We start from the raw sequence: 17,782 nt of genomic DNA, 5'->3' as shown, positions 1-17,782 counted from the left end.
GATAACACATGAAGTTATCGGTTTTTCTCATTACATATAAATAGGAGAGACAGGCCTGCGCCCAATAGAATGATACTCGACACCAGCTACTTCTGCCGCTTCAAGCGTATGACAATTCCGACCATCAAAAATGATCGGCTGCCTCATGAAATCTTTATAAGCTGAAAGTGGAAAGGACTGAATATCCGCCCACTCAGTTAATATACAGACAGCATCAGCATCCTTGATCGCCTCTTCAATCGTTTGAGCAAAAAGGACTTGATCAGGCAGTTCTTGAGCTGCATTGCGAGCGGCAGCAGGATCATAGGCTACGATCTCCGCTCCTAATTGATGGAGCTGATGAGCGATCGGGATTGACGGCGCCTCTCTCATATCATCTGTATTCGGCTTAAAGGAAAGGCCAAGAAGAGCCATTCTCTTCCCTTCCAAGTTTTCTCCCATCCGCTCCTTCACACTTCGAATAAAACTTGCTCGCTGCTCATTGTTGACTTTGATGACAGCCTTCAATAGCTCAAAATCATGGGACACATGCCCTGCAATTTGGACAAGGGCATTAGTATCCTTCGGAAAACAGGAACCTCCGTAACCAATGCCTGCCCTAAGAAACGAAGCACCAATCCGCTGATCGAGTCCCATCCCTTCTGCAACTCTCTCAACATCAGCTCCCGTTTTTCCACAAATCGAAGCAATTTCATTCATGAAGCTGATTTTTGTGGCAAGAAATGCATTTGATGCGTATTTGATCATCTCTGCGCTTTTCCGATCTGTTCTCACGAATGGAATGTGGAAATCCGCATACATAGACTCTAGCTGATCTAATCCGTTCTTCGTTTCGGCTCCAATCACCAGCCGATCCGCTCGCAGCGTATCTGAGATGGCAGACCCTTCTCGTAAAAATTCTGGATTCGATGCGATAGATAATGGCTCCTTACGACCTAACACGTGATGAATCAAATGATCAATTTGATCGCCCGTTCCGACAGGCACTGTACTTTTCACGACAAGCACTGCGCCTGGCTTTGCTTGTAAGCCCATCTCCTTTGCCGCTTGAAAGACATACTGCAAATCAGCTTGACCGTCTGCCTGCTGCGGGGTACCGACAGCAATCATTAACACGTCAGCCTGCGAATAGGCTGACACTCCATTGATGTGAAAACGAATGCGTCCTTGCTCCATATTCCGTTTGAGCAGTTCTTTTAATCCCGGCTCGTACATCGGAGGATTCCCTTGCTTCAGCTGCATGACCTTCCGCCGGTCAATATCCATACATGTCACATCATGTCCCGCCTCTGCTAAACACACCCCTGTGACAAGCCCTACATACCCACAGCCTGCAATCGCAATCTTCATGACACATCAGCTCCCCATACTCCTTATGCTTGTAATGTCATCGTATGCCGGGAATTTTCGTTCCATTCATAAAAGCATACAAAAACCCCCTGCTGAGAGAGCAGGGGGGCTACTTTTATGAAACAAGACCATTTCGAATATGAGCAATCAGATTTTCAAGCATTTCTTTTGTTGTGACATCATTTGAATTTTCACCAATATCATGAGCGTACATCAAAATCTTTAAAAACTCTTCTTGATTTAAACCCTTATTATCCATGTCTGTATCCTTTCGATTCCACTAATTTCAATATTATATGCTGTATGGTTGGTTTATGCAATACTCTAATACATCATTCGACAGCTTTTGAAATTTATGACCATTTTCATGAAAAACTTTTTTATAAATCACCATTGAGCTATAATAAAAGAATTGGAATCTTTTACTTGGTTAGGAGCGGGTCAAATGCTTCAGCACAACATCAACGAAGAAGAAATCAAACAAACAGCCGAACAGATCAAAGAACTTCTTCCTTCAACAGATGAAAACAAGCAACTCATCAAAAAAGCATTGATTACTTATAGACAGGACAGCGTATATCGGCTCAAGCAAGAGTCTGATACCGAATGGTCAGCTTATGTACATGATGTCGTGGCAGCAAGAGTCCACCTTCATGTGCTGTTTCCAGTGAGAAGCAGCTGTTCATGTCCAGCTGATGGACTATGTAAACACATCCTCGCTGTCTTCTTTTCGCTATACGCTCAAGTAGAGAGTGTGACCGGCTTTACAGAAAATTGGTCAGAGAAGGATGAATTACAGCGCAGCAAAGAACTCATTCGTCAGCACTTCCAAGTGAAGCGCCCAGATGAACAATCACTTCAGAGCTGGCTGAATTTTTTCCAGGAGGAATTTCACCTCTGGCTGAAACGGACACCGAAGCACCAGCAAACGCCACAGCATTTGTATTACGGCTATTTATCGATCCTGAAAAAACACGCACCCACTTCACCTGAATTCAAGAGTTTGTATGCGATTCATACGTCCATCGATGTGTGGTTAAGGCTCCATGAGCTAATCGATCTCGGCCGTCTTGATGCCGAAAAAGACTTTTATTCGATGAATCCATATGTAGAACAGCTCATGAACACCATTTTTGATTCAGTGGATCATTTGAGGACATACGCCCTTTCCTTTTCCCTCGATCCGTTTCTTGAAAACACACCAACTGCCGTTCGGACACTTCTTCAAATCAGCGGACCTTTCCAGCATGAACGAGTTGCGGTCTTTATGGAGATGTGGGGAACTATATTAAATAGAGGGAAATGGGTCAAAAAAGAAACAGAATTACTCAAGAGCGCCCAACAGCAGGAACAAACGGTTGAGCGAACTATTGGGATGATGCATATGGATTATTTGCTAAAAGAAGACGAAAGACTCTTCCAGCAATTAAAATTGCTCAATGCAGATATGCTGCCGAATGTGCTCAATTGGCTTAAGGATCTCACAAACCGCAAGGACTGGAAGCGTCTCAAACTTTGGTATCAAGAGATCACATATGTATTAGAAGAATATTGCCAGCTTGACCTATCTTATAGAGAACTGCGTGGAGCCGTCAGCGATTTCTTCTTTTATTTAGACGCGTACTTTAAACAGACGAAAGATCATTTCTTGTATGAACGCTATCTCCAAATCTGTATGCCTTATGCATTTACTGAATATAGTCAGCTCTTATATGCACAAGAACGCTATGCAGAATGGATTGAAATACACAGCCTTGTTGGTTTCTCTATCAGTGAATTGGAGAAAGAACTGATCAAACAGATTGCAAAGGAAGAGCCTGAAGCACTCATTCCTTCGTACCACCGGGAAATCTCACTGCTTCTCGATCAAAAGAATCGAAGTGCTTACCGGGAATCTGTGAAAATGCTCAAAAAACTGCGTACGCTTTATCATAAAACGAAAAAAAACGCGGTGTGGGAAAGATATGTACAGCAGCTGCAAGATTCAACAAAACGGCTGCGTGCGTTCCAAGAGGAAATGAAGAAAGGAAAATTAATTGATGACACGCCATAAACAAATTGTCATTCATGCAGAACAAACCGAAGATTTCTCTTTCACCATTTCAGCGCAAGCAGAGGACGGACAGCCTGTACCGCTAAATGAAATGAAGAGGCAGCTTTTCCAATGGCACGAATCATCTTTTTACGGAACATTCTTAGAAGATGTGAGCTTTATTGGCACACCTGCCTTCCTGTTAAGTCCTTGGATGACCGTTGAATTGCTAGGGAAAAATTCATTCAATACTTTCAGCCATGTGACGTTAACGGATGAAACAGAGCCGCTTATGAAAACAGCCTCAACCATTTACGAATTCATCGAGGATGAAGATTTTGTCCCAGATTTCGAGGCATGGACAAAAGGCATGCTTCGCTTTAAAGACAAAGAAGGCCTGTTAGATGGCTACACAGCTGATTGGTTCTCCTTTGCCGTACAGGATTACATTCAATATGATGATGCCTTGCAGCACAAATGGAACCGAATGACTGCACAATCGCCTGCTCTTTCCTCCTTCCAGGGACATTTTTTAGATGAACAGGATTTCTTGGAAACGATCGGCTGGATCGATGATGAGACGCCTTTCACTGTCGGCTTGCGTTTAAATGAGCCTGATTTCGACGGGGATGATTGGAAAATTGAATTGTTTTTGCGTGATAAGAAAAACAGTGATCTGCATTTCTTTGAAGGCATCCGTTCTTTAAAAAAATCATGGCGTCCGTTTCAAGAAAAAATCACCAGAGAGCTGGAGCGGTTCGGTCAGATTGTCCCTTGGCTCTCATTTACATCTGGTACCACCCTCATGTCAGAAGAAGAAGCGTGGCTCTTCCTATCTGAAGCGAGTGAAACACTTGTGAACATGGGGATTGAGATCCTGCTCCCATCATGGTGGCAGATCGTCAAAGAAAGCACCATGATGCTAAAAGCACGGATTTCCTCCACACCACGAGGCGAATCGCACGTTGGAATGGATGCCCTTATGGACTTTAATTGGCGCTTTGCCACAAACGGGATTGAGCTGACAGAAGATGAGTTCAACGAGCTTGTTCAAAGTAAACGTCGTCTTGTCAACATTCGTGGACAATGGATTAAAATCGACCCGACCTTTATCCAGCAAATGAAGAAATGGATGGAGCGCGCTGAGAACGAAGGACTTCATATGTCGGATATTTTATCACGTGAACTCGCAGACCAAGAGGCCTCCTCTGAGTCGATTCCTGAGTTGCTAGACAGTTCGGCCTTTGCCCATATTCAATTTGAACTTTCGTCTCAACTACGAGGACTTGTTCATCAGTTAAATGATACACAAGAGCTGCCATCCTATGAGATGAGTGAGTCCTTTAAGGGCACACTGCGCCCGTATCAGCAGCACGGTGTCAACTGGCTTCTGTTCTTAAGGTCTCATGGATTCGGGGCTTGTTTAGCAGATGATATGGGACTTGGAAAAACGATTCAAATGATCGCTTATTTCACCTATTTGAAGGAGCATCAACAAGACGCCGCTCCATCTCTCATCATTGCACCGACTTCCGTATTAGGGAACTGGCAAAGAGAGCTTGAAACATTCGCACCACATTTGAATGTCGCTCTGCATTATGGACCGTCACGTCCACAAGGTGAGAACTTTACAAAAGCGTACGAATCAACAGATATCGTCCTCACTTCGTATGGTCTCTCACATTCTGACCGTGATGAATTAACAGCAGCCAAATGGAATACCATTTGCTTAGACGAAGCCCAGAACATTAAAAATGCCCATACGAAACAATCGAGAGCCATTAGGCAATTAAAAGGACAGCACCACATTGCCCTCAGCGGGACACCGATGGAGAACCGCTTGACAGAGCTTTGGTCTATTTTCGACTTCGTGAACAAAGGATATCTCGGCAGCCTGACCAATTTTCATAAAAAGTTCGTCCTTCCGATTGAAAAAGATCGTGAAGAAAAAAGAATCCAACAGCTACAGCAGCTGATCAAGCCATTCTTATTAAGACGAACAAAACAAGATGAAGAAGTCGCACTCAATCTGCCAGAGAAACTAGAAGAAAAAGAATTCATCCCGTTATCCGCAGAGCAGGCATCTTTATATGAACAGCTGGTCAAAGATACATTCGAACATATGGCCTCATTAACAGGGATGCAACGGAAAGCCATCATTTTAAGTATGCTTGGCAGACTCAAACAAATTTGCGATCACCCTGCTCTTTATTTAAAAGAGAGCGGAACAGATGTGAAATTGTTGAAGCGTTCATTAAAAATGGATAAATTAGCAGAGCTGTTAAAAGCCATACACGAACAAGGAGAAAGCTGTCTCATTTTTACGCAGTATATTGAAATGGGCAACATGATCAAACAGCTCGCCGAAAAGATGTTTGGAGAACCAGTTCAATTTTTAAATGGGAGCTTATCAAAACATGATCGGGACAAAATGGTGGAACGTTTCCAGAAAAAAGAGTTCAACATCTTAATTCTTTCTTTAAAAGCAGGAGGAACCGGACTAAACTTAACCGCCGCCAATCATGTCATTCACTACGATAGATGGTGGAATCCTGCTGTAGAAAACCAAGCAACAGACCGTGCTTACCGCATCGGGCAAAAGCGGTTTGTTCACGTCCATAAGATGATCACAACCGGCACGATAGAGGAAAAAATTGATCAAATGCTCGAAACAAAACAAACGTTAAATGATCAAATTATCCAAAGTGAAAGCTGGATTACAGAGCTGTCAACGAATGAACTAGAAGATTTATTCACGTTAAGTGCAGCCGCTCAATCATCGTAATGATAGCAAAAAGAGGACTTTTCTCAAACTTGATGAAAAGTCCTCTTTTTTTAATCTCATCTAAAGGAATGCTTAAATTTGCAGCTTTTTCAATGCAGATTTCACATTCATATACGTATTCAACTCACGGAAGTCCTCTCTCATTTCTCCCATTTTCATCGCAAGATTTGGTTTAATACCTGTCACGATCAGTTCTGTGCCAGTCATTAAAATCAGATCGTTTAGCTTAAAGATCGCATCCGCCACAAATGAATCCACTTCTAATAGACCAGACAGATCCACAATAAAGTAATCGTCTTTGGATTGAGAGATATAAGTGGAGACTGTTGAGATGATTTTATCAAATCTTGGCGCTGTTAACGTACCTATGATCGGCAGGACAGAAATACCATCCTTCACCGGAACAATCGGGACAGAAATATTCAATACTTCATCAATGGATTGCTCAAGAAGCTCTTGCTGTTCCTTCTCTTTCGTAACATCCTTTTGCAGACCAACGAAATAAAGGCGTTTCCCTTCATTTTCATCAATCCATAAAGGCGCCACACTTAACTCGTTCCAAAACATTTGACCAGATTTTTTATAGTTTTTCAACTGTACAGTGACAGCCTCTTTGTTTTCAATGGCTGTCCTAATTTGTTTGAGAGCAATCTGTTCAGTTTCATCTCCTTGAAGGAAACGACAGTTCTTTCCTAATACTTCGGTTTCTTGATAGCCTGTCATATCTAAAAAGCCCTTGTTCACATATATTAAAGGATTATCAGGTAAAGACGGGTCCGTCACCGTCAGGCCAACCTGAGTATAGTCTAAGGCTTCCTTGATTAAATGCAGATTGTCGGACTTATAAGATTCCAGCGCCATTCGTTTACTCTCCTTAACTTCCTTACAAGCGGGTTATATTCATAATTAAATTATATGATGTTCCATAGCGGGTGTAAATAGAAGTAGTTCTGAATTCCTCTTTTGTAGAATGCGCTTCATCCTATGTCATTTATACAAATACATACGATTCAATTATTTCAAAAGATGTTGAATCATATGTGCCACACCATGTTCATCATTTGTTAACGTGACGTGATCAGCTAATTCTTTTATATCCTTTCTCGCATTCCCCATTGCAATTCCAACCCCAGCTGCCCGAATCATCGATTCATCATTTAAACTGTCTCCTACAGCCGCTGTTCGGCTTAATGGAATACCGAGCTTTTCTGCCAGCCTGGTTAACGCCTGCCCTTTCGACGCTTCCTTTGCTCCAATTTCAAAATTATGATCAGCCGAACTAACCAATGTTAATTCAGAATCATGTCCAAACGCATCCCATCCGGCTTTCAATCTGTCTTGAAAAAATGAGAAACCTAAGATGTTATAAAACGAAAGATTCTGATCCTCACGAAACAATTCTTGATATGTATCAATATAAGCAAAACCAGACTGGCTGTATTGAACTTCAGCCGCTTTCTCAAGAACACGCTGATCCGTTTCTGGATTTGCACTCTTTAAGCGGTCCATTTCTATCGCCAGCAGCTCTCTGCCGCGGTTTGGTGTGTAAATGGCTTCATTCGTAAACACTTCATAGTAATAATCACGCTCTTCAAGCCATGATAAGATGTGTTTTGCTTTTTCTTCTTCTAGAACAGTCGAATGATATACCTGACCTTCTGGATCATGAATCACAGCTCCATTTGCACTGATGACCCACGTATTCATCCCAAGCTGATCAAAAATAGATTTCACATCAAAATACGCTCTTCCTGTTGAAACGACAACCTCAATCCCACTCGCCGCTGCTTCCTTTAACGCTTGCTCGTTTTCCTGACTCACTTTGTGCTCACTGTTCAATAAAGTTCCGTCTAAATCCGTTGCGATTAATTGAATGTTTGTCATCGGTCTCTCCTTTTTTGCCTGCATTTTCAGTTGACCTTCCGTTTATCAAATCCATCATCATTATGAAATGAGTATCCACTATTTGCAAGGGATGATCGGCTTATCAATGAATATAAGTGTACCCGGTCACGTTACATGACCGGATACGCATAAGGGGATTCACAGGGGACACATGACTGATACAAAGAAACCTTGGTTCTACTATTACGCAGTGAATATGTGTACAAGGCAAAGTCTATCAGCTATAGCTAGAGGAGGGCCACGAGATGCTAGACCTTTGCCTTTTGCCTCCTTTCCTTTCAGCTAACCCTAGTCTACTGAGAAATAGCACAAGAGACAAAAAACGAAAATGACAAAATCGTTCTTCAAATTCTTTATTTCCTCAATCATTTTTACTTTTTACCGCTTGCGTATAAAACATCATCTTATTTTGTTTGACGAAATACTTATTTTTCATAAATTGATAAAAAACATCTGAATGAATCCAATTACTAGAAGGCATGTGAATATAGTCAGACCCGTCCCACGCAAACCAATAAAAACAAAGCCTTCCATCATGAATTGACAATTGAAATTCAAAACAGTCCATTTGATCGTCTGTCACATATTGAAAAGTGAGGGACTCCCCTTCTTCCATATACACGTCACAAAATGAGAGAATGTCTCCCCATGTATAGACCCTCACATTGCTTTCCTTTTCCTCACCAATATGTATGTTTCGAAGTTGATAGGACTCCATAAAACATCTCCTTTCACTTATATGCAGCTAGTTCTGAGTAGGCAGCGGTTTCATTTATACAGATGTTGTATGCTATAATGATACTTACGAATAATGAACGCTTGTGAGGTGATAAATATGAAAACCTTTAGGCTGATTGATTTAAAAATCGAACTTGATCCAAAGCAAGATAAAATGTCCAGCATTCCCCTTCGTGACGGCTTAATCATTAATAAAGAAGATGGCGAAAATCACTGGATGATCGAGGCACTGATTCCAAAGAAGCATAGACAAGTGTTTGAGGTGCTCTTTCAGCAGCATACAGAAGTAAAGATTCTCGTGACGATTACAAAAGAAAACAACCGCCCTGTTCATCTATCGGTCCAAGTCAAAAACATCGTTGCCTTAGAAGAAAACATATCTGTATTACTCGACGGTAAAATGATCACAAATCGTTACAGAACAGAAACCGAAGAAGTATTAAAAGACCTCGTCAAAGAGGGGCTATCAGGAGAAAAACTGCTGGATGCTTTTAAACAGAACACATAAAAAAGAGCGGGATGAGCCGCTCTTAGATGGTTGACAAAGGGCTAAAATGAACTTTATTTTAGCCCTTTGTCTTCCTTTTCAGCGTGATAGAAAACCTTTGAAGTCTAGGAAGGGCGAGCACCGGAGCAGAGCGAATTTAATATTCGTGAGCACCGGAGCACAGCCCTGACAAAGAATGCGAGGGTTTGTCTACACGCTGAGAGCGGGATGAGCCGCTCTTTTTCTATTGCACATCTTTCGATTGGCTTTGATTTTTCAATAAATCTCTAATTTCGGTTAACAACACTTCCGTTTGATCTGGCGTTTCAACCACTTCCTCTTCCTCTACCTTTTTCCGTTTTAATTTATTTAAATAACGAATAAAGATAAAAATGGAAAAGGAGATAATCAAGAAGTCGACCACTGTTTGAATGAAACTTCCATACAAAATTTGAGCAGAACCGATTTTAATAGACAATCCACTAAAATCATGCCCCCCAACAATAATACCAACAAGCGGCATAATTAAATCATTCACAAGAGAAGTGACAATTTTGCCAAATGCTCCCCCGATGATGACACCGACAGCCAGGTCAATCACATTCCCCTTGACGGCAAACTCTCTAAATTCTTTCAGCATTCTTTATCACCTTCATCTTTTTTTGTCTAATATGACGTTTTTTTGTCAAAAAAGCAAGTCCTCATCCGCTCTGGATGAATGTTTCCATATAAAAAACGGTTCATACAAGATGAACCGTCAGACACATTACGATACTTTCGGACCGATAGAAAATGTCAGTTCTGCTTCACATGCCACTTCGCCATCTACTGTTGCAACTGCTTTTCCTTTGGCAACTGGACCGCGAAGACGTGTGATTTCAACCTCTAAACGTAGCTGATCGCCTGGCTTGACCTGTCTTTTGAATCGGCAGCTGTCAATCCCTGCAAACAAACCAATTTTCCCTTTGTTCTCTTCTTTACCTAACATGATGACCCCAAAAACTTGAGCAAGCGCTTCTACAATAAGCACACCCGGCATGACGGGGTATCCTGGGAAATGGCCATTAAAAAATTCTTCATTTACTGTGACATTTTTGATTCCAACCGCTCTTTTCTCACCATCAACTTCTAAAATACGGTCAACCAATAAAAATGGATAACGGTGTGGAATAATGTCTTGAATTTGCTGAGCATCAAGCATGTCTTGATCTCTCCTTCTTTTCTATATCGCTAATCTTCATTTGATTCCTATTGAAGTATATTATGAATGCAGTCATTTTTCAATGTTCAGCCAACATTTATGGTAAAAAATAGAATCTATCATTACCTATTGTCATGAAATATAATCCACTCTACACTCATCGTTTTTTCACAAATATGGTAATATATATTACATCATTGATTGAATAAGAGGGTAAAAATGAATTTTATAAGCGATAAATCCATTAAAAAACTTCTCCATTCGTGGTATACAATGCTAAAACATCGACATTTTTCGAAGGCTGAAGAGATCAAAACGTCCTTAACCAAATATAAACGTAGATTGTCAAAGAAACAGGAGCTTCATTTACATTATCAGCTTATGCTTTTTCGGCACCAGCTCTGGATGAACCAAACAGAAGACTTAGAAAAACTGAAGCATGAACTCATGCTCCACAAAGATCAAATGAATGATCAACTGCAATATTATTTTTACTTTTTTCTCGGTTTATACGAATCTTTAAAGAGCGATCAAAATGATGCCATTCATTATCTAGAAAAAGCAGAAGAAAAACTGCCCCTGCTAGACGATGAGCTAGAGGAAGCGGAGTTTCATTTCCGTACAAGTGGTGTTTATTATAACAACCGCTATTCACTGTTATCCATTCGACATGTTGAAAAAGCCATGGATATCTTTGCAAAGCACGGGGATATCCACAGCATTTATCGGTGCAAAATTGTGCTCGCCCTTAACTTTAGTGATCAAAAAAAATATGAAGAAGCAGAAGCTATTTTGATTGAAATTATCGAATACGTGAAAATGATTGATGACCAAGAACTGCTTGGTATCGTGTATTATGACGCTGGTTTTATCAAGTCGAGACAGAATCGTCATAAGGAAGCACTAGAATACTTTAAAAAAGCGCTTCGGCTCCCAGCATACCGGAAATCTGCCCACTCCTATGTATCGTGTCTCTATGAAACTGTGCGTTCCTGCTTTAAAGAGAATTTAACTGATGAAGGAATGAAGTATATTCAAAAAGGGCTAAAAGAAGCCGTTGATGCCCAATTTGATCTATTAAGAATCAAGTTCCAAATTTTATTCCTTCTCTACAGCCAAGCGCCCAAGGCAGATGAACAGATTGCTACACTCGTCACATGTCTTGAACGAAAAGAAGCCTGGATTGATCTTGAAGATCTGCTTGCAGATGTCTCAGATTTTTATAAAAAAAAGGGCGACTTTGAGCGAGCCGCCTTTTTTATCATGAGAGGCTGACATCCGCCTGCTCATTATCGAATGGTATTAATGAGTCCTAGCATTTGATCGCCCATCGTAATGGTTCTTGAGTTCATCTGATACGAACGCTGTGTTGTCATGAGGTCTGTTAATTCTTTAGACATGTCCACATTCGACGTTTCAAGTGCACCTTGCTGAAGTTGAATGGCCTGACGGTTTGCCCCATTCAGTGCCGTTAAAGCGCCTTGATAGTTGCCGTCGACTGAGAACAAATTTTCTCCTTCAGAGATGAGTGCTGAAGAATTATTCACTTGAACAACCCCAAGATTCACCTGCTGATTCGGTTGATTGCCTCGAGAAATAGCTGTAAGCCGGCCATTTTTATCGATAGAAATATCACGGAAATTCGCATTTAAGACAATCTCATTCCCGTTTTCGTCAAGAATCGGATGGCCTTCGCTTGTCACCAGCTGGACTTGATTCCGATTATTTCCTGGCTGTAAATAAAGAGAGCCATCTCTTGTATACCGGATGTTACCGCCAGCATTGACCTGCAAATACTGAGATGGCGCACCAAATGCAACATCAAGGTCACGGCCTGTTTCTTTAATAGACCCTTGCAATGAGTTAATGGATGCATTGACCATCGTTCCAGTTCCAAGCCTTAAACCAGCAGGTGTCAGACGACTGTTTGCCACCTGCTCATTTTTTTCATCTACCTGATTAAACTGTTGTCTGACCAGCTCTGAAAAACGGGTGTTTTTCGCGCGATACCCTGTTGTTTCACTGTTTGCGATGTTATTACTAATGATATCAAGCTGCTTTTGCACCTCGTTCATTGACACAGCTGCATTGATCATCGTTCTAAGCATGAGAATCCTCCTCTCTCTTTCATTTCTTTATTAATACACTCTTCCGATTTCATTCACTGCTTTTTCTAAACTTTTATCATATGCCTGAACCACTTTTTGGTTTGTTTCAAATGCGCGGTAGGCTGTTGTCATTTCTGTATATGATTTCGTCACATCAACGTTCGACAGCTCTGATACACCTTGGCTTAATGTATAGGACATTTGACCGTTATTGACCGCACTTGGAAGAGGCTGGTTATCAGCTGTACGGTATAAATCATTTCCTTCACGCGCAAGGTTTCTTGTATCCATTGCAACACGTACATCAATTTGTCCAAGGTTTTGTCCGTTTTCACTCACGGTTCCATCTGCGTTCACTTTGAAATTCTCACTTTGAACGGTAATCGGCTGACCCGTCACAGAAAGAAGGGCACGTCCATTGATCGTCAACTGATTTTGATCATTCAATGTAATGGAACTGCTTTTCGTATAACGAACGCCTTCTGGTGTATTCACAGCATAAAAAAGCGCTGACTTTTGATTTGTCTCCGGGTTGATGGGTACATTATTTTCTACTAATGCGATATCAGTTGTTTGATCCGTTGTTTTTAATGTTCCTTGTGTAAATTGAGGAATCAATTCCTGCATGTATGTTCCCGTATTAATTCCGCCAATCGCCGTTTGCTGTGGGATACTAAAGCCTTTGCCTGAAGATGTTTGGAAACGTCCTGATTCCATTCGGCTTAGCAGCATTTCTGGAAATGCGCGCATGGCCCCTTCATCTGCTTTATAGCCTGGAGTATTCGCATTTGCGATATTATTTGAAAGCATTTCTGTCCGCCGCTCTTGAGCGATCATGGCAGATGTTGCGGTGTATAGTCCTTTTAACACGTGCTCACCTCATTCAAATTCTTTCACATGACCTAAAATCATCAGTACACAATCTTCTATGAAATATATCGGCATATTGGCAGGCTTCTTTAATAAAAATCCCCCATTCTTTCTAAAAAGAATGAGGGAAATCATTAGCTGAGTTTACGCTTTGGCAGCTTGTCCATATTATCAAGCATCACGCCAGTACCAACTGCTACACAATCCATTGGATTTTCTGCAACGAAAACTGGTACTTTCAGCTCTTCTGCAAGCAATTGATCAAGCCCGTTTAGAAGCGCTCCGCCACCAGTAATGATGACGCCGCGGTCAATGATATCAGCTGATAATTCAGGTGGTGTTCTTTCAAGAACTTGTTTCGCAGCCTGAACAATGGCAGATACAGATTCACGTAATGCTTCTTCTACTTCTTTGCTTGTGACGGTAATCGTTCTTGGTAATCCTGTCACCATGTCTCGTCCACGAATCGAGATCTCTTCGTGACGTGCGTCTGGGAATACCGTTGCAACTTGGATCTTAATGTCCTCTGCAGTTCGCTCACCGATCAACAGCTTGTACTCTTTTTTAATGTAGTTTAGAATTTCCAGGTCAAATTTGTCTCCAGCCATTTTAATAGAAGAGGCGGTTACAATGTCACCCATCGAGATGACAGCGATATCTGTCGTTCCGCCTCCAATATCTACGACCATGTTTCCACTTGGCTGAAAAATATCCATACCAGCACCAATTGCTGCTACTTTTGGCTCTTCTTCAAGAAATACATGCTTCCCGCCGCTTTTTTCAGCAGCTTCTTTGATTGCCTTCTGCTCAACAGATGTAATGTTTGTCGGGCAGCAGATGAGCATACGCGGCTTAGAGAACAGCCCTTTCACATTCAATTTGTTAATAAAATGCTTGAGCATCGCTTCAGTTACTTCAAAATCAGCAATTACGCCATCTTTTAATGGACGAATCGCAACAATATTCCCAGGCGTACGTCCAACCATACGTCTCGCTTCTTCTCCAACAGCTAATACTTTCCCACTGTTTTTATCAAGAGCGACAACAGATGGTTCATTTAACACAATTCCTTTTCCTTTGACATGAATCAGTACATTTGCAGTACCAAGATCAATTCCAATATCCCTAGCAAACATCTATATATATCCTCCTTGAAAATCTGTTTCCATAGCAAATACCACATTCTGCCCTAATTATATATTCTATCATAATTTGCAGAAAAAAAGATATTTCTTTACAAAAGTCTTTACAAAATTTGTGGTTAGAAACTACCGATAAGAGGAAGATATATATATCATGTTTATGAACAAAGAACTAAAGCTTACTGTTTTACAGGCTCACCTTCTAAAATTTCTTCTTTTTTATACTTTAACTTTGTGGCTTCTCCCCCTCGCAGGTGGCGGATTGATTTATGATAATCCAGTATCTCCTTCACTTCGTTAGCCAGATCTGGATTAATTTCTGGCAGTCTTTCTGTTAGATCCTTGTGTACAGTACTTTTAGAGACTCCAAATTCTTTCGCAATTACACGAACGGTTTTCTTTGTCTCCACGATATACTTTCCTATCTTGATTGTTCGCTCTTTGATGTAATCGTGCACACCACTCGACCTCCCTAAAATGGATGTGAGAAGTGTGAAATGAGATCCGTATCAATATTATCCATTTTCAGCGGCGCTTGTTCGTCTTAATTTCTCATCCATTAGGTAGTAAATGCCAAACACGATCCCTCACCTCAAACACTCTCTTTGTCAGGTTTGTAACAGTGTATTAGCATTGCATAGGGAATATGCTAAAAATGAAGATGGGACAAGGGATTTATCAGAAAAGACAAAACAAAAAATCATTTCGAGTGGCGAAAATTTTCACTTTACAAGCATCGGTGTAACACGTAAAATAGGAAAGGTGATTTTATTTACCTAGATAAATAATGAATAAAGGTGAGCCTATGGATACGTTAAACAGAGAGTGTTTACATCAAATACATCAAAGCGCGCGGCTGCTGTCTAAAAAAGCGAACGAAGCGCTTGCTGCTTATGACTTGTACATGTCCCAGTGGACTGTACTTTTTTGTTTGGATACATTCGGTCCTAAAACGCAAAAAGACATTTGGACCTATTTGAACGTCGAAGCACCGACGATTACCAGAACCGTGACGCGTCTAGAAGCAAACGGCTGGGTGAAACGAGTCCAAGGAAAAGACAAACGTGAGAATCTCATCGTCATGACAGACGATGCAAAAGCAAAGTTTCAAAAAATCAAACAGACGATGGAACAATTTGAAGAAGAATGTCTTTCAGATTTTACCTACGAAGAAAAACAACTCCTCCATACACTTTTACACAAATTATCAACTGAATAGGAAGTGACATACACCATGAACGAACGCATTTGGACAAAAGACTTTATCATGATTGTCCTGGTGAATTTATTTACATTCACCTCTTTTTATGCCCTTTTGACACTACTCCCCATTTACACAATGGATGAATTAAATGGAACAGAATCACAGGGCGGCCTCCTTGTGACGGTCTTCTTATTATCAGCAATTGTGACAAGGCCATTTTCAGGGGCCATTATTGAGAAATTCGGCAAGAAACGCATGGCGATTTTTTCTTCAACAGCTTTTGCCCTGCTCACTTATTTATACATTCCAATTGATCAATTCCAAACACTTCTCATGCTGCGTTTCGTGCAAGGCATCTTCTTCAGCATTTTGACAACCGTAGCAAGTGCCATTGCTGCTGATATGATTCCGAAACATAAACGAGGAGAGGGTCTTGGATACTTTGTGATGTCAATGAACCTCGCTGTGGTTATCGGTCCGTTTATCGCACTGAATCAAGTCGGAAAAGTAGGATTCCATTCTTTATTTCTTCTCTTTTCGATCATCGTCTCTATCGGTGCAGCTTTCACGATGCTGATTAGACAGCCAGAGCCTGAAAACGGCGGAAGTGTCATCTTTCGATTCACTTTTTCTCATCTGTTTGAAAAAGGTGCTTTAAAAACGGCAGCAGTTGGAATCATTATCTCCTTCTGTTACTCGCCGATCATTTCATTTATTTCAGTCTATGCCAATTCCCTGAACCTGATGGGTGCAAGCAGTTATTTCTTCATTGTTTTTGCAGCTGCAATGCTTGGATCACGTCCATTTACAGGCAGACTGTTTGACAGAGTCGGGCCTCATATTGTGATCTATCCATCGATTGCTCTCTTTGCGATTGGTTTATGGATGCTGACCGCTACCCAAACAGCCACCATGCTTCTTTTATCCGGCGCTGTCATCGGTCTTGGCTACGGCTCTTTGGTGCCATGTCTACAAACACTTGCGATACAGCACTCACCAGCACACCGTACAGGCTACGCCACAGCAACTTTCTTTACCCTATATGATACGGGGATTGCCGCTGGATCCTTTGTCTTCGGACTGCTTGTCAGCTTCACAGATTTTTCAAATGTATATCTCATTGCTGGCGTTGTCGTGTTACTCAGCATGGGTGTTTTTTATTGGAGCGAACGAAAACCGCAAGAAGCAAAAGCACAAAAGGTTTCCCTATCAGAATAGGATACTGTTTTAAACTTCACTGAAAACATGCTAAAATATAGGATATTTCAAATGAACAGATAGGTCTTTTGAAAAATAGTTGGCGTTAAGCGAAAGTATAGGTGATGTTTTGAATTACGAATTGTTTAAAGTCATACACGGGATGGCTCATCATTCTGAGTTTTTAGATCAGGCCATGATTTTCATTACGAAAAAGGCCATTCTCGTATATGCCCTCGTCTTATTGATTTGCTGGTTTTTAGGTAATCACAAATTTAAGAAGCATGTCTTCTTTTCTGGTGTAACAGGCATCGTGGCACTCATCGTCAATTTTGCCATTACGCTGTTTTATTATGAAGAGCGGCCGTTTGTGGCGCACAAAGTCGACACACTCATCCCGCACTCAGCAGACGCTTCCTTCCCAAGTGACCACACAACAGGTGCACTGGCTCTTTCACTAGCCATTCGATCCCGTAATAAAAAACTCGGCAATATTTTGCTTGTTTTTGGATTACTGACAGGGTTCTCCCGCATCTGGGTCGGTCATCATTATCCATTTGATGTATTAGGCAGCTTGATCGTATCGATTGTGGTTGTCTTTATCATGAATAAATTATGGAAGTTCTTTGACTCTCCAATTGACCGTATCGTGACATTTTACGAGAACATTGTGGGCAAAATTTTCAGAAGGAAGCAAAAGGACCAAGGATCAGACCTGTCCAACTCTTAAGCGGCTTGCGATAAAGTATGGAAGACCTCTCTT

The 17,782-nt window shown here is 41.2% G+C and carries 18 protein-coding genes; 7 read left to right on the top strand and 11 right to left on the bottom strand.

Going from position 1 to position 17,782, the window contains the following annotated elements:
• Positions 1–30: 30 nt before the first annotated feature.
• Both MHH23_RS03680 and MHH23_RS03675 read right to left on the bottom strand, forming a co-directional pair.
• Positions 31–1,350 (bottom strand): UDP-glucose dehydrogenase family protein, encoded by a 1,320-nt coding sequence (locus MHH23_RS03680; protein WP_056704239.1) that lies wholly within the window; start codon positions 1,348–1,350, stop codon positions 31–33.
• A gap of 115 nt (positions 1,351–1,465) precedes the next feature.
• On the bottom strand, positions 1,466–1,609 hold the full coding sequence (locus MHH23_RS03675) for a hypothetical protein (protein WP_003214884.1): 144 nt from the start codon (positions 1,607–1,609) through the stop codon (positions 1,466–1,468).
• Between the two features lie 186 nt (positions 1,610–1,795).
• Here MHH23_RS03675 and MHH23_RS03670 point away from each other — a divergent pair, with 186 nt between their 5' ends.
• Complete coding sequence (locus MHH23_RS03670) at positions 1,796–3,403, top strand: SWIM zinc finger family protein (RefSeq protein ID WP_268430475.1); 1,608 nt, start codon at positions 1,796–1,798, stop codon at positions 3,401–3,403.
• Positions 3,390–6,167 carry a DEAD/DEAH box helicase gene (locus MHH23_RS03665; RefSeq protein WP_340958915.1) on the top strand — a complete coding sequence of 926 codons (2,778 nt, stop codon included), beginning with the start codon at positions 3,390–3,392 and terminating at the stop codon, positions 6,165–6,167. Before MHH23_RS03670 ends, MHH23_RS03665 begins: the two co-directional genes overlap by 14 nt.
• A 72-nt stretch (positions 6,168–6,239) precedes the next feature.
• On the opposite strand, the gene MHH23_RS03660 is transcribed toward MHH23_RS03665, so the two are convergent.
• The 3 genes from MHH23_RS03660 to MHH23_RS03650 form a co-directional block, all read right to left on the bottom strand.
• Positions 6,240–7,028: an STAS domain-containing protein gene (locus tag MHH23_RS03660; RefSeq protein ID WP_019743575.1), complete on the bottom strand. Its 789-nt coding sequence runs from the start codon at positions 7,026–7,028 to the stop codon at positions 6,240–6,242.
• A gap of 153 nt (positions 7,029–7,181) precedes the next feature.
• The gene (locus MHH23_RS03655; protein WP_222128250.1) at positions 7,182–8,042 is read right to left on the bottom strand and encodes a Cof-type HAD-IIB family hydrolase; all 861 of its coding nucleotides are present in this window, start codon (positions 8,040–8,042) and stop codon (positions 7,182–7,184) included.
• 391 nt (positions 8,043–8,433) lie between these two features.
• Positions 8,434–8,790, bottom strand: coding sequence for a hypothetical protein (locus MHH23_RS03650; protein ID WP_008343305.1), 357 nt, complete (start codon positions 8,788–8,790; stop codon positions 8,434–8,436).
• A gap of 117 nt (positions 8,791–8,907) precedes the next feature.
• Between MHH23_RS03650 and MHH23_RS03645 the strand changes: the two genes are divergently transcribed.
• On the top strand, positions 8,908–9,318 hold the full coding sequence (locus MHH23_RS03645) for a YwpF-like family protein (RefSeq protein ID WP_003215215.1): 411 nt from the start codon (positions 8,908–8,910) through the stop codon (positions 9,316–9,318).
• A 223-nt stretch (positions 9,319–9,541) separates the two neighbouring features.
• Here MHH23_RS03645 and mscL read toward each other — a convergent pair whose 3' ends face one another.
• Positions 9,542–9,937, bottom strand: a complete 396-nt coding sequence (gene mscL / locus MHH23_RS03640; RefSeq protein WP_007497563.1) for a large conductance mechanosensitive channel protein MscL — start codon at positions 9,935–9,937, stop codon at positions 9,542–9,544.
• Positions 9,938–10,063: 126 nt separating this feature from the next.
• On the bottom strand, positions 10,064–10,498 hold the full coding sequence (gene fabZ / locus MHH23_RS03635; protein WP_024718731.1) for a 3-hydroxyacyl-ACP dehydratase FabZ: 435 nt from the start codon (positions 10,496–10,498) through the stop codon (positions 10,064–10,066).
• Between the two features lie 219 nt (positions 10,499–10,717).
• Between fabZ and MHH23_RS03630 the strand changes: the two genes are divergently transcribed.
• Positions 10,718–11,773, top strand: coding sequence for a tetratricopeptide repeat protein (locus MHH23_RS03630; RefSeq protein WP_113766902.1), 1,056 nt, complete (start codon positions 10,718–10,720; stop codon positions 11,771–11,773).
• Between the two features lie 14 nt (positions 11,774–11,787).
• Here MHH23_RS03630 and MHH23_RS03625 read toward each other — a convergent pair whose 3' ends face one another.
• From MHH23_RS03625 to spoIIID, 4 genes are all read right to left on the bottom strand, one after another.
• Positions 11,788–12,606, bottom strand: coding sequence for a flagellar hook-basal body protein (locus MHH23_RS03625; RefSeq protein WP_007497568.1), 819 nt, complete (start codon positions 12,604–12,606; stop codon positions 11,788–11,790).
• Between the two features lie 30 nt (positions 12,607–12,636).
• Positions 12,637–13,476 (bottom strand): flagellar hook-basal body protein, encoded by an 840-nt coding sequence (locus MHH23_RS03620; protein WP_017360018.1) that lies wholly within the window; start codon positions 13,474–13,476, stop codon positions 12,637–12,639.
• A gap of 134 nt (positions 13,477–13,610) precedes the next feature.
• Positions 13,611–14,612, bottom strand: coding sequence for a cell shape-determining protein Mbl (gene mbl, locus MHH23_RS03615; protein ID WP_007497573.1), 1,002 nt, complete (start codon positions 14,610–14,612; stop codon positions 13,611–13,613).
• A 185-nt stretch (positions 14,613–14,797) separates the two neighbouring features.
• Entirely contained in the window at positions 14,798–15,076 is a 279-nt protein-coding gene (gene spoIIID / locus MHH23_RS03610) for a sporulation transcriptional regulator SpoIIID (protein WP_008343327.1), read from the bottom strand.
• 347 nt (positions 15,077–15,423) lie between these two features.
• Between spoIIID and MHH23_RS03605 the strand changes: the two genes are divergently transcribed.
• The 3 genes from MHH23_RS03605 to MHH23_RS03595 all read left to right on the top strand — a co-directional run bounded on the left by MHH23_RS03605 (position 15,424) and on the right by MHH23_RS03595 (position 17,749).
• Positions 15,424–15,837, top strand: a complete 414-nt coding sequence (locus tag MHH23_RS03605; RefSeq protein WP_008343328.1) for a MarR family winged helix-turn-helix transcriptional regulator — start codon at positions 15,424–15,426, stop codon at positions 15,835–15,837.
• A gap of 15 nt (positions 15,838–15,852) precedes the next feature.
• On the top strand, positions 15,853–17,040 hold the full coding sequence (locus tag MHH23_RS03600) for an MFS transporter (RefSeq protein ID WP_007497577.1): 1,188 nt from the start codon (positions 15,853–15,855) through the stop codon (positions 17,038–17,040).
• 109 nt (positions 17,041–17,149) lie between these two features.
• On the top strand, positions 17,150–17,749 hold the full coding sequence (locus tag MHH23_RS03595) for an undecaprenyl-diphosphatase (protein ID WP_008343330.1): 600 nt from the start codon (positions 17,150–17,152) through the stop codon (positions 17,747–17,749).
• Positions 17,750–17,782 lie beyond the last annotated feature (33 nt).

The organism is Bacillus sp. FSL K6-3458 (assembly GCF_038005045.1).
Classification (GTDB): Bacteria; Bacillota; Bacilli; order Bacillales; family Bacillaceae; genus Bacillus; species Bacillus altitudinis.
This window is presented reverse-complemented; position numbering and strand designations above follow the sequence as displayed.